Source organism: Sinorhizobium medicae, from assembly GCF_007827695.1.
Lineage (GTDB): Bacteria > Pseudomonadota > Alphaproteobacteria > Rhizobiales > Rhizobiaceae > Sinorhizobium > Sinorhizobium medicae.
The window spans coordinates 38,656-51,680 of sequence record NZ_VITA01000015.1; the positions used below are offsets into that span (position 1 = coordinate 38,656).

Here is a 13,025-nt window from a genome sequence, read left to right on the forward strand (position 1 = left end):
TGCCCCGAAATTCAACGCCCTTGAGCGAGCGATGTTTATTGTGTCACACTCATCGCAACAATACTGTGATTTGAGTGAATCTGAACCAGATCGCCCCATGAAACCCGCGAAAGCGTTATTCAGAAGATCGCCACATGCGTGATACTGTTCGAAATCCTTTGATTGGCAAGGGCCATAGCCGATCGATGGCGCCACAAAATGGAACAATGGCTCCAAAGCTGCTCGTTCTGCGGGCCCGGCGCGTATTCGTCGTGACGCTTCTTTATGCAGCCCTGCTCAGCGCCTGCATCAACCTCCTGCAACTCACCATGCCGCTTTATATGATGCAGGTGCATGACAGGGTGTTGAACAGCCAGAGCATGGATACGCTCGTCATGCTGACGATTCTTGCTGTCGGCGCGCTGATCGTGCTCGGCGTGCTCGATTTCATTCGCGCTCTCACCTTTCAGGCCATGGGTAGCGCCGTGGTCCGCTGGTTGAACCTGCCGGTTCTGACCGCCGCCGTGCAGGCGTCGGCCGATCAGGGGCTTGCACGGGCGACGCAGTCTCTGCGCGACCTCACGGAGCTGCGCAGCTTCCTCACTTCTTCTGCGGTGAGCGCTCCGCTCGACGCGGCCTGGTCGCCCATCTTTCTGGGCGTCCTTTTTCTGCTGCATCCCCTCTTCGGATTGATCGGTGCGATCTCCGTCGTCGTGCTCGTCTGCTGCGGCCTCCTCAACGACCTCTTGACGCGTCAGCTCATGAAAGAGGCAAGCCAGGCTAATATTGAGGCAGTCTCGAATATAGGTGCGACATTACGTCACGCCGAAGCCATCGAAGCGATGGGAATGCTCCCGGCGCTCTCCCAAAAGTGGCGCGCCGCTCAGCTGCACGCCCTGAGCGTGCTGGAAGCCAGCGGAATCAGAAGCAGGGCGATGGCCTCGATCACCCGATCGCTGCGCTTTGCCATTCAGGTGGCGGCGCTCGGCACCGGCGCGCTGCTCGTCATGCGGCAGGAGATTTCTCCCGGAGCGATGATGGCGACGACCATTCTCGTGGGGCGCCTTCTGCTGCCGTTCGACTCCGTCATTGAAAACTGGCGGCAATGGGTATTGGCGATCGCAAGCTGGCGCCGCGTCGAAGCGGCACTGAAGGAGGACCTCGCCGTTCGTCAGACGATGTCGACGCCGCGCTCGGAAGGCGAGCTTGTCGTCGACAAGCTGGTCTATGCGGCACCCGGCCTTGATGTCCCGATCATCAAGGGCATCAACTTCTCGCTCTCGCCCGGTGAGGTGCTGGGTATCGTCGGCCCATCCGCCGCGGGTAAATCCACGCTGGCGCGGCTCCTCACCGGCATTCTGAAGCCGACTGCCGGCGGTGTTTTTCTGGACGGCAACAACGTCTACCTCTGGGAGCGCAGCTCGTTCGGTCAGGTGGCGGGCTACCTGCCGCAGTCGGTGTCCCTGCTCGAAGGGACGATACGTGAAAACATCGCACGCATGGCGGAGAGCGACCCTTACAAGGTGCTCGAGGCGGCGCGGCTTGCCGATGTGCACGACATGATCGGCAGGCTACCGCTCGGCTATGATACGCCGGTCGGCGATGGCCACCTCACCCTTTCCGGAGGGCAAAGGCAGCGCATCGCTCTGGCCCGCTGCCTCTACGGCCGGCCCCGCCTGCTTGTCCTGGACGAGCCCAACGCCAATCTCGACGCCATCGGCGAGCGCGCTCTTATCCGCGCGATCGAGGAGGCGCGCAGAGACGGCGCCATCGTCATCCTCATCGCCCACCGGCCGGCTATCATGCAGGTGGCCGATAAGCTGCTCGTGCTGGAAGGCGGCCGCATCAGCCAGTTCGGCCCACGAACGGATGTGGTGGCCTCGATGATCCCGGGCGAAACGAGACGCGAAGGTACTGCTACATGAAGACGGAAACGATCCTGCCGGCTCGCCTCGATCTGCAGCCGCCCGCGGAGACGGAAAGCACGGAACGTCGCCTGCCGGTAGCCGCGCAGGGGCGGCTGCCAATGACAATGCCGGAGCCGGACCTCCTGGAGAACGATACGCGGTCGCCCATCCGGCGCCTCGTCATCGCCGGGCTGACGACGATCCTCGTTGCCTTCGGTGGCTTCTTCGGCTGGGCATTTTCAACGGAGCTCAGCAGTGCCTCGGTCACGAGTGGCACTATCATCGTCGATTCGAAACGCAAGACGGTTAGTCATTTCGAGGGAGGCGTGCTCAGCCGTATCCTCGTGCAAGAGGGAGATCATGTGGCTCCCGGCCAACCGCTGATGCAACTGGAGGATACGCGTGCGCGCTCCGACCTGCAGGCGCTGGAGAGCCGCCGTGTCGGTCTGATCGCAAAGCTTGCGCGGCTTCGGTCCGAGCGGTCGGGCTTGCAGGCGGTCGACTTCCCGGACGACCTCGTCGCTGCGGGGGAAGCCGCCGCGGATGCAGTCACGGCGGAAACCGCGTTCTTCGAGAAGCGCAACGAGGCCAAGGAGGGCCGGATAGCGATCCAGCGGAAGACGATCGAGGAATATTCGGAGAAAGCGAAGTCTCTCACAGCTCAGTTGCAGGCGACAGACCGGCAGATTGAACTGATGAACGAGCAGCGAACGGCGATCGCGACCCTGGTCGAAAAGGCGTTCGCCCAGCGATCGAAACTCATCGAGATCGACGCGCGGCTCAGCGAACTCGCCGCGACGCGGGGCGAAATTGCGGGCGACAGGGCGCAGGCGGAAAAGGCGATGGCAGGCGCGGAGCTCACGCTCACCGGAATCGAATCGGATTTCCAGTCGGAGATTGCCGGAGAGATTACAACGGCGCGCCTCGAGCTTGCGGAAGTCGAGGAGCGCATCATCTCCGCCAAGGACGTGCTGCGCCGCCTCGAAATCCGTGCGCCCCAGGCGGGCATCGTCGCCAACATTCAGCTGCGCACGCCCGGCAGTGCCGTCACGCCCGGCCAGCCGCTTCTCGACATCGTGCCCGAGGACGAGCCGCTGCTCGTCGAGATGCATGTCAGCACGCGGGACATCGACAGCATAACGATCGGCTCGAGCACGCAAATCCGCCTCACCGCCTATAACCAGCGTTCGCACCTGCCCATGGACGGCAAGGTCACCTATATCGCCGCGGACCAATCCATGGATGAAAAGTCCAATGTCGCCTATTTCGTCGCACGGGCGGAAATCGCGCCGGAATCGCTTGCCGCAAATCCTGACATTCGGCTTTATCCGGGCATGCCCGCGGAAGTGCTGATCGTGCACAAAGCCCGCTCGGCAATCGATTACCTCGTCTCTCCCGTCTCGGACAGTTTCAACCGCGCCTTCCGGGAGGATTGAAGTCGTTCTCTCATCCAACGCATCAATTGGCAATTTACTTTAAATTTTGAACCGGTTTGCCGGCATTTCCGCAAGAATAACTCCTAAAATTATATTGTGCCCATATTAGCACATGGACCAGTTATGTTTCATGTGCTGAATTTATATCAATTTCTGCCCCGTTTTATTGGTACATCTGTGTTGCGTTCGAAATTATTGCGGTGCACACTCCGGCACGCAATCCTCGGCTCCGTGCCGATGACGCATGCATCAAACCACGAAGAGGAGAAGCAGATGGCCACTTTGGAAGGCGGCGCATACGACGACGCCCTGTTCGGCTCTCGCTTTGACGATTTCATCCGCGCCCATGGCGGTGATGATTTCGTCAACGGGGGTAACGGGGACGACATCATCTTCGGCGATGAAGGTGACGACTTGCTGTTCGGCGGCAACGGAAATGACACGGTGTTCGGCGGTGAAGGTACCGACGTTCTCCATGGCGAAAATGGCAACGACGTTTTGGTCGGTGGATCGGGTGACGATCTCATCTATGGCGATAACGGCGACGACATTCTCCTTGGGGGCGCTGGCAGCGACTTCCTTCTCGGAGGCAGGGGTAACGACGTTCTGCTCGGCGGTGCCGGCAACGACGTCATCGACGGTGGCTCGGGTTCAGACCTTCTTGCCGGCGGTCAGGGAAGCGATATCTTCGTTTTCGACGGCGGCGGCGGCAACGACGTCATCCTCGACTTTACCCCCGGCGAAGACGTTCTGCAGATATCGAAGGGCATTAACGGCCTCGACGTCACCGCACCGGAGGATCTCGCTTCGCGGATCACCCAGGTCGGAGGCAATGTCGTTATCGACCTCGGCCATGGCGACACGCTGACGCTGGTCAATGCCGACGCCGAAGACATTCAGGCCCATCCGGAAAACTACTTCACTGTGCACTGATAGTTTGAGACGCGGGATGCAGGCCGAAGACCGCAGGCGGTTTTCTTTATCCCGCTTTGACTTTGAACGGCGCGCCCTGCCCTCCTCCCGCGGGGCGCGTCTTCCCTGCAGCAGAGGAGTGGCGAGTGACGTTCGACGACCGCATGGGGGCCGCCAGCGGCATTTTCGAGGACGCGAAGGTTTTTCGGCTCAGTTCCGAAGTGGCCGTATTGATCTCGGACCTCAAGAAAAAACTGCCGGCCGCAGCAAAACACAGGCTCGTCATGCCGGAGCAACCCGTGCCGCTGGTCAGCACCATCCTTCCTCTGGCGGAAGGCGGTCAGCGGGTCCTTTGGGCCATGCGCCCAAGGGGCGAACCGCGCCGCGGACAGATTTCCGTCGATAGCGACTTCGTCCGAACGGTTGTCCTGCAGCCCGTCGGCGAACTCCCGCCCCTCGACGTGGAAGCCCTGTTTGCCGTGCTATCGGCGGAGGGCTGCGTCAAGTTTGTGAACACTTTGCTTACTGTTTGGCGGAGCGCCTTCCGCCTGTCCCGGGATGCATTCTTCATAGGCCTCGTCGAGGACGCCCTTCATGCGCTGACATCGAGGCCGCGGCCTGCAAAGATCGCTTGCCCGATCATGCCGGGCCGGTATCTGATCGAGACCGCGATAACTCCCGACTTCGGTGAGATCAGCGCGGTCTATTCGCTCGGTGCCAATGCCGTTTTGCCGCTGGAGTCGCAAGCTGTGACCGGCCCAGATCGCGAGCACGACCTGCGCCCCTGCCACTTCATTGTCGAGTCTCCTCGACACCCTCAATCCTATGTTCTCGTCGGAAAACGAGGCGTGGCTGTTCGCGAACTCTCCTCCGGAAAACCACATTACACCAGTCTCCAGGCATGGTGGGCCGAACGGGGTGGCGCGCTGGAGCTGCGCGAATTGGTCGTCCGATGGCTTTCGACGACACCGGAGGGCGGACATTCGACCGCCGTCGACCTCCAGCTTCGGACACCGCTTCCGGCAAGGCGGGTCGACAGGTCCTCGATGCATCCTTCCGCAGAAGTGGATCTCGCATTGAGCCTTTCGGGCGGTCTGCTCGCCGGGGGCTGGTCCCATGATCCAACAGCCACGCTCGCCGGCATCGACTACCTGAATGAGAACGGCACGGCGGTGCCCCTCGACGGCAATTGGTACGAGTTTCCTGCCTGGGCACGCGGAACGGACGACAATACGCGCGCCGACGTAACCGGCTTCGTCGCCTGGCTGCCGTTAAACGAGGCGCCGGGCGCCTTGCTCCAGCCGCGCTTCCAGATGCGGCTCGCTTCCGGCGTCGTAAAACCGCTCGTGCCGAAGCCACAACCCTTCGAAGCTTCGGCGCAGCGCAACCGCATCCTGCGCGCGGTGCCGCCCCAGCACGCAGTCGACCTGGCCTTCCGGACGATCCTTGCCCCCGCGCTGCAGGACGTAGAACATCGATTGGGCAGAACTGCCACGGTCGACTATACCAAGGATTACGACCTGCCGCAGACGGCGCCCCTGGTTTCGATCGTCGTGCCGCTTTACCGTGTTCTCGATTTTCTGCGGTTCCAGCTCTCCGGCATGGCGACCGACCGCTGGCTCGCAAAGAATGTCGAGATCATCTACGTTCTGGATTCACCCGAGATCCAGGACGAGACGGAGCATCTTCTTGGCGGGCTGCATCTCCTCCATGGGCTGCCGATGAAGCTCGTGGTGATGAGCCGCAACGGGGGCTATGCCCGGGCCTGCAATGCCGGCGCGCGCTTCGCCCGCGGCGCGGTCATCGTCATGCTGAACTCCGACGTCGTTCCGTCAGCAGCCGGCTGGCTGCAGAGGCTCATCCGGCCGCTCATGGAACAGAAGAGCCTCGGCGCCATCGGCCCGAAGCTGATCTTCGAGGACGGATCGCTCCAGCACGCGGGACTCTATTTCGCTCGCGATCAGCGCGGCATATGGCTCAACCACCATTTCCACAAGGGCATGCCAGGCGACTATGCGCCCGCTCAATTTTCCAGGAGCGTCCCGGGGATCACAGGTGCGTGCCTCGTCACGCGTCGGGAGACCTACGAGCGCGTGGATGGATATACGGAGGATTACGTGATCGGCGACTACGAGGATAGCGACTTGTGCCTGAAGATCCGCCGGTGCGGCTATGACATCGTCTACGAGCCGTCTGCGTGTCTTTATCATTTCGAACGCCGCTCGATCCGCCGCAGCGAGGACTACATGCGCGGCGTCGCCAGTCAGTATAACTCCTGGCTGCACACGGAGCGGTGGGATGACGATATCGAGGCGCTGATGGCAGCATATCTCGGCAGCGGCATCCAAGGGCTCGTCCGCCAAGAGGCCGGTGCCACAGCGAGGAGCGCCGCATGACCGAGACTGCACTACGCCAAGAAAACACGCATGCAACGGTCCTGCCCGCGCGGGACGAGCGCGTGGAGACCCTGCTGGGAAGCATTCTTCGAAACCGCTTTCTGCCCGAACCCAACCCCGACAGCGTCTTTGTGGGCGACGGGGATTTCAGAGCGGTGGGCGTCGAATTCCTCGGCCACTTCATCCGTCTGGCAGGGTTACGACCGGAAAGCCGCGTTCTCGATATCGGTTGCGGCATCGGTCGAATGGCCGTCCCGCTCACCCAGTATCTGGATTTCGAAAAGGGACGCTACAGCGGAATAGACCCGGTTGAAGGCGGCATAGCCTGGTGCCGTCGCTTCATCACTCCGGCCTATCAGAATTTCGCGTTCCAGCGAGTCGATATCGCCCATGAGCTTTATAATCCGAGCGGCAAGATCAGCGGCAATGCGCTGAAACTGCCCTACGCCGACGGTCACTTCGACTTCGTTATCATGACATCCATCGTGACCCATCTGCCGCCGGACGAAGTGCTCGTCTATCTGCGCGAAGTTGGAAGGCTGCTGAAGCCGGGGGCCCGCCTCTTCATGACGGCCTTCGTGGTCGATGACGTTGCGGCTGCGAACGAAAGCGGCCGACGCGATGCACGCCTTTCCTTCGCACGCGATGGCGAGGGACCATGCTGGTACGTTCCCGAGATGCCGCGTCTTGCCGCGGTGGGTTTCGATGAAGGCTTTCTTGACGGCGCACTCGAGCGTGCCGGCCTCAAAATCAACCTGAAGTCGCTCGGTGCCTGGCGTGGGGTTTCGGCGGAGCACTATCAGGACATTTTCGTCGCCGAACGCCGGGGGAGCGGCCCGTGAGCATGCGCGTCCTCGTCGCGGCTCACAACCATCCGGCCCTTCACCCGGGAGGCACGGAAATTTTCGCCCACGACCTGTTCCGCGCCTATAAGCGTGCGGGCTGCGAATCGCTCTTCCTGGGCGCCACCAACCAGATCCACCGACAGGCACGCCCGGGCACCAGCTTTCAAGGGATCGGACCGGCAGGAGACGAACTGCTGCTGTGGTCTGGCCACTTCGACCGGTTTTTCATGAGCCAGATCGATCTCTACGGCGTCGTTCCCGACCTGGCGGAACTGCTGCGCGACTTCCGGCCGGACGTCGTCCACATTCACCACCTGCTGCTGCTCGGCGCGGAGTTTCCACATATCGTGCGCCGTACGCTGCCTGAGTGCCGGATCGTCATGACGCTGCATGACTATTATCCCATCTGTCATCACGACGGCTTGATGGTGAGGACGAGCGGCAAAGAGCTTTGCCACGGAGCGAGCCCCGACAGATGCCATGCCTGCTTCAAGGACATAGCACTCGACCGGTTCGCGCTGCGCGAACGCCACCTGAAGGCGCTGTTGAGCGACGTCGACCGGTTCGTGTCGCCGAGCAATTTCCTTAAAACGCGCTTCGTCGAATGGGGGTTATCGGAAGACGCAATCAGCGTCATTCCGAACGGATTGCCGCCGCGCAAGGAACCGGCGGCAGTTCGTCGGATCGGCTCGGATCGTCCGATCTTCGGCTACTTCGGCAATCTCAATCCGTGGAAGGGCGTCGCTGTACTGCTCGAAGCGGCGCGGCAGCTCATCGCAGAGGGGCTGGAGTTCGAGCTGCGCGTTCATGGCGGCGCCCCCTTCCAAAGCGAGAGCTTCGTCGAAGAGATCACGCGCCTGTTCCAGGAGACGGCACCAACCGTACAGCAGCGGGGGCCCTATCGGCGCGAGGACGTGATCGACCTCGTCGCCTCGGTGGATTGCACGATCGTGCCCTCGATCTGGTGGGAGAATGCGCCATTGGTCATCCAGGAGGCGCAGGCTCTCGGGCGGCCGGTCATAGCCAGCAACATCGGCGGCATGGCCGAGTTGATCGAAAATGGGTCAAACGGGCTCACCGTCGCGCCCAACGATCCGCGGGCGCTGGCCTCTGCCATGCGCCGTCTTGCACAGGACGGCGGATTGGCGCGCCGGCTTGCCGCAAACGCGCACGAACCCGAGAACATCGACACGACCGCCCGACGCTATCTCGAATTGATCGACACGATTGCGCCGTCACGAATCGAAGCGGCATAAAGGGGAAATCGATGGCTGCTGTTTCCGAGAAATCAAATGCCGCTCCGGAGCAGGACAACACGAAATCGATGAGCGGCCGGGTCGACGCGATCGACCAGGGGCGCATCTTCGGCTGGGCCTTCGATCCGGCAGCACCCACCAAACGCCTCACCATCCGGGTATATGTCGACGGAAGCGCCATCGCCGAGGCGGTTGCCGATCGCAATCGCCCCGATCTCAAGCGCAACGGAATCGGGGACGGCAGCCATGCATTCGAAATCGCGCTTCCCGAGGCGGCGGCCTCACGCGCTGCCGATCTCACGGTAACTGCCCTGGATGCGCGCGGCACGGAACAAAAGTTGCGCGTTCCGCGCCCGGACGAGCAGGCGGCGGAAGCCCTTATCGCTGCGCCGCTTGCCAAAGTTCTGGACAAGCTGGACGTCCTCATGGCGGCGCAGCGGCAATTGCAGGTTTCACAGCGGTCTTTCCAGCGCACACAGAATGACGAGGGCGGCGAAGGGGGGACTTTGCGACCCGGCGCTGCCGCCGAGATCGGGCAGCGCCTGAACGATCTCGATGTCCATCTCATGAGGCTCGATGGCGTGGTAGCAGCGATGGAGAAGAACCTCGGTGCCTTGCAGAAGCGGTCGAATGGAGAGTTGAAACCGTTGCTGCTCCTGCTTTTCGTACTCGCGGGATTTGCCGCAGGAGCCGCCCTCTCACTTTTTGCCGGCGCTTAAGAGGACGATCATGAGTGATGCAGAACAGGCGCTTCCTGCAACATCGCATACTGCAACGAGGATAATGCGGGGCGGGAGGGTTGCCGCCTGCCCGATCGACGACGGGCTGTTGCTCGTGATCGGCGCGAGCGGGCCTGCCGCCGGCCAACTGCCGGCGGAAATCAACGACGATGCCGCTACCGTGACGAACGCCTACGTCACCGCCTGGCGCCTGGCCTCGCCGTCCCCATCGGTCACGCACGGTTTCGCGGCGCTGCTGCCGACCGATGATGCCGACCGCCCGCTCACCACATTGCGGCTCGGCCAGGAGGGCAGGCGTTACATCTTCGCCCCCCGCACCCTTGCAGTTCGCGAGGCCGTAACGATCCTCGCGGAACTTGCCGGCGGCCAGTTGACCGCGGTACTGGATTCGCTCGTCGATGCGATGATACAGATCACCGCCGGAAGACGGAGACTTGCGGTGATAGTCGCCCTCATACAATCGCGAAAGGGCGGAGACGGCTTCCTCGAATTCGTCGGAGAAACCCACGAGGGTTCGATCTTCCTCAGAGGCTGGGCCCGCGCGGCCGACCCCGGCAACACTCAAGTGATCGTGTGTGGCGAGAATCCGGTTTTTGCCGACTGTGCTATCGCGACTTTTTCCCGGCAGGACATCCCGAAAGGAGCTGTGGGCTTCATAGGCCTGCTGGCGGCAAGCGAGCCTTTCCGGGCGCGCGATGTCGAGGGGCTCGTTTATCGCGGCGGCGGGGGCTGGCGCTATGCAGCGCTTCATCAGAGCCGGCAGATCGCCGGCCCCGCCGAAACGCCCGCGCAAATCCGCTCCGTGCTGCTACAGACGCACAGCTCGCCAGCAGTTCTGCTCAAACTGCGCTCGGCTGCAAACAGCTTCGAGGGGCGCGAGACAATCTCCACGCTCCCGGTTCCGGTGCGGTTGGGAGTGGACAATATCTTTCAGGCGAACAGCGGTGCGTTTCTGATCTCCGGTTGGCTGCTCGATCCGGACGGACATGTTCAGAGCGTCCGCCTGCGCCGCGGGAGCACGGACATGCGGCTCGACGATCGCTGGACGCGGCTCGAGCGCTCGGATGTGACCGACGCCTTTTCCGACGAGCCCCTGTTCAAAAGCATGCTCGACCAGGACACACATCCTCATGGCTTCATCGTGTTTGCCAGCGGGCTGGGGGAAGACGGCATGGCCCCGTTGCACCTGGAGTTGACGCTCAAGGATTCCCGCCGAGCCTTCCTACCGCTGACACCCGCCCGGCTTCCGCCGCGCCAGGCCGTCCTCCGGCAGATCAAGTCCATCGATCCCGAGAACTGGGGGCTGGCGGAGATTGTCGACCGCCAGATCGTTCCCTTCCTGTGCGCGTCGGAAAGCCCCTCGCCCACCGCCGGGAATATCCTGGATGCCGGTGCGTTCGACGATGCCCCGGGTCCGCCGATCATCGTTGCTGTCGGCCAGACCGAAGAAAGAGAGCTGGCGCCGTTTCTTGGCCTTCTCGCTCTCGACCCCGAAACCCGGCAAGCCCCCATCGCGCTCGTGCTGAACTCCGAGTGCTTTCGGCGCCAGGCCGCCCGTATCAGGCAGCTCGCGCAGTTCTATCGGCTCTCGCTCAGGCTGATGTCGTCGGAAACCGACGATGTTTACGATCTGCTGGAAGCGGGCATTCGAGCGCTCCCAAGCGAGACGGTCGTTCTGCTTGCCGGCTCGTTATTGCCTCGCAGGAGCGGCTGGTACGGCAACCTGCTTGCCGCGTATGAGGAGAAGGGCGGCGTCATTTCGCCGACTCTCGCCTACGAGGACCATTCCGTTCGATGGGCCGGCACCTGGGCGGACCCGCAATCCGGTTCGCTTTCGGGTCGGTATGCCGGGTATCCATTGAGCGCGGTGACGGGGCTCAAGCTCACCCGGATCGCGGCGGCGTCGTTCGAATGCTGCATCCTGCCCCGCGAGGTTTTCCTCACCGCAGGAGGCTTTGCCGGCAGCTATCTCGGATCCCAGCAGAAGGGGCAGGATCTCGGCCTCAGGCTCAGCCGCATCGGAATTGAATCCTGGTGGCTGCCCTCCGTCCAGATGCTGGGCTCCGACGAGATATCCGCGCCTGACGGCGCTTCCGCAGCCCCCCTCATCGAGCGGATCGACGAAAAGCTATTCTCGGCCCGTTGGGCGCCGGGGCCAGAGAGCAGAGACAATCGCATGGTAGAGGCTTCCGCATGAGCGAGCGACTTCGCATTCTCGTCGTCTCACATGGACATCCGGCGATGTCGCTGGGCGGGGCGGAAATTGCGTCCCACAGCCTGCACAAGGGCCTGAACACGCTGGCGGGTGTCGAGTCGATCTATCTCGCCCGCGTCAGCCATCCGATCCCGCGGCATGGCGCGTCAGCCCTCATGAGCCTGCGTCTCGCCGTGGACGAGGTGCTTTTCCATGCGGACGACTACGATCACTTCTTCCTGTCCAACGGCGACACGGAGGCGATCCGTCGCGACCTGCTGCGCTTCGTCGGGGATCTTTCACCTCACATCATTCACTTTCATCACCTGATCGGCATGGGGATAGAGGCGCTTTACGCCCTGCGCGAAGCGCTCCCGGAGGCGGCGATCGTCGTCACCTTCCATGAATATCTCTCGCTTTGCCACAACCACGGGCAAATGGTGAAACGTCCCTCCGCCCAACTCTGCAACAGTTCGTCCCCGATCAGCTGCCACGGTTGCTTTCCCGACATACCCGTCTCGCGTTTTCTACGGCGGGAAGAGTTCCTCCGCGGCATGCTCGGCCTCTCAGATGCCTTCATCTCACCCAGCATGTTCCTCGCCACGCGCTATGCCGAATGGGGCATAGATCCGGAAAAGCTCTCCGTGATCGAAAACGGCATCGTCTTGGGCGAAGCCGCCCCGATACGCGATCTGCCGGTTCCGTCCGCCCGACGGAACCGCTTCGCCTATTTCGGGCAGATCACGCCCTTCAAGGGCATAGACGTGCTGGTCGACGCGGTCTCGCGGGTGCCGGAAAAAATCTGGGGCGAGGATTCCTGTCTGATGATCTTCGGTGCCAACCTCGAGCGGCAGCCTCCCGAATTTCAGGAGCGCCTGAAGAAGCTCATCGACGAGGCAGGGCGGCGCGTACGTTTCTACGGCGCCTATCAGAATGGCGACATGGCGAGGCTCATGCGCTCAGTGGACTGGGTGGTGCTTCCTTCCATCTGGTGGGAAAACTCGCCCGTCGTCATCCAGGAAGCCCTGCACCACCGCAGGCCGGTCATCTGCTCCGATATCGGCGGCATGGCCGAGAAAGTCCGGGACGGAAGGGATGGGCTGCATTTCCGGGCCGGAAGCGCTCAGGACCTCGCCGATCGGTTGGCCGAAGTGCTTGGAAACCCGGACATGTGGGATCGGCTGCACGCAATGCTGCGGCAGCCGACCAGCCACATGGAGTCGGCCCGCGCGCATGCAGATCTCTACCGCCGCCTGCTGGACGACAAACGGGGCCCGATGGGTGCGGAACAATATGACGCCTTGGCACAGGCCGTTCCGTAGACGCTGCCGTTCAAACGAATTTCACTGCTTCTCGGGAA

Annotated in this window: 9 protein-coding genes; all 9 read left to right on the forward strand. The window is 62.3% G+C overall.

Translation table 11 applies throughout. The annotated features are described in order from the left end of the window. Positions 1-134 precede the first annotated feature (134 nt). Positions 135-1,904, forward strand: a complete 1,770-nt coding sequence (locus FB009_RS22960; protein WP_127580614.1) for a type I secretion system permease/ATPase — start codon at positions 135-137, stop codon at positions 1,902-1,904. Then, positions 1,901-3,322 (forward strand): HlyD family type I secretion periplasmic adaptor subunit, encoded by a 1,422-nt coding sequence (locus tag FB009_RS22965; protein WP_018012871.1) that lies wholly within the window; start codon positions 1,901-1,903, stop codon positions 3,320-3,322. Before FB009_RS22960 ends, FB009_RS22965 begins: the two co-directional genes overlap by 4 nt. A 273-nt stretch (positions 3,323-3,595) precedes the next feature. Next, on the forward strand, positions 3,596-4,255 hold the full coding sequence (locus FB009_RS22970; protein ID WP_012061641.1) for a calcium-binding protein: 660 nt from the start codon (positions 3,596-3,598) through the stop codon (positions 4,253-4,255). A gap of 125 nt (positions 4,256-4,380) precedes the next feature. After that, positions 4,381-6,630: a glycosyltransferase family 2 protein gene (locus FB009_RS22975; protein ID WP_024311704.1), complete on the forward strand. Its 2,250-nt coding sequence runs from the start codon at positions 4,381-4,383 to the stop codon at positions 6,628-6,630. Further along, positions 6,627-7,472: a class I SAM-dependent methyltransferase gene (locus tag FB009_RS22980; protein ID WP_024311705.1), complete on the forward strand. Its 846-nt coding sequence runs from the start codon at positions 6,627-6,629 to the stop codon at positions 7,470-7,472. Before FB009_RS22975 ends, FB009_RS22980 begins: the two co-directional genes overlap by 4 nt. Next, the gene (locus FB009_RS22985) at positions 7,469-8,731 is read left to right on the forward strand and encodes a glycosyltransferase family 4 protein (protein ID WP_024311706.1); all 1,263 of its coding nucleotides are present in this window, start codon (positions 7,469-7,471) and stop codon (positions 8,729-8,731) included. The genes FB009_RS22980 and FB009_RS22985 overlap by 4 nt, the downstream gene beginning before the upstream one ends. Before the next feature lie 11 nt (positions 8,732-8,742). After that, complete coding sequence (locus FB009_RS22990) at positions 8,743-9,450, forward strand: hypothetical protein (RefSeq protein ID WP_024311707.1); 708 nt, start codon at positions 8,743-8,745, stop codon at positions 9,448-9,450. A 10-nt stretch (positions 9,451-9,460) separates the two neighbouring features. Next, the gene (locus FB009_RS22995) at positions 9,461-11,668 is read left to right on the forward strand and encodes a hypothetical protein (protein WP_102045121.1); all 2,208 of its coding nucleotides are present in this window, start codon (positions 9,461-9,463) and stop codon (positions 11,666-11,668) included. Further along, complete coding sequence (locus FB009_RS23000) at positions 11,665-12,987, forward strand: glycosyltransferase family 4 protein (protein WP_028053478.1); 1,323 nt, start codon at positions 11,665-11,667, stop codon at positions 12,985-12,987. The genes FB009_RS22995 and FB009_RS23000 overlap by 4 nt, the downstream gene beginning before the upstream one ends. Positions 12,988-13,025: the final 38 nt, after the last annotated feature.

What these genes read in the sequence shown, in the direction of transcription:
- FB009_RS22960 (WP_127580614.1), top strand. Translation starts at nt 135, where the DNA reads ATGCGTGATACTGTTCGAAATCCTTTGATTGGCAAGGGCCATAGCCGA.
- FB009_RS22980 (WP_024311705.1), top strand. Translation starts at nt 6,627, where the DNA reads ATGACCGAGACTGCACTACGCCAAGAAAACACGCATGCAACGGTCCTG.
- FB009_RS22965 (WP_018012871.1), top strand. Translation starts at nt 1,901, where the DNA reads ATGAAGACGGAAACGATCCTGCCGGCTCGCCTCGATCTGCAGCCGCCC.
- FB009_RS22990 (WP_024311707.1), top strand. Translation starts at nt 8,743, where the DNA reads ATGGCTGCTGTTTCCGAGAAATCAAATGCCGCTCCGGAGCAGGACAAC.
- FB009_RS22995 (WP_102045121.1), top strand. Translation starts at nt 9,461, where the DNA reads ATGAGTGATGCAGAACAGGCGCTTCCTGCAACATCGCATACTGCAACG.
- FB009_RS23000 (WP_028053478.1), top strand. Translation starts at nt 11,665, where the DNA reads ATGAGCGAGCGACTTCGCATTCTCGTCGTCTCACATGGACATCCGGCG.
- FB009_RS22970 (WP_012061641.1), top strand. Translation starts at nt 3,596, where the DNA reads ATGGCCACTTTGGAAGGCGGCGCATACGACGACGCCCTGTTCGGCTCT.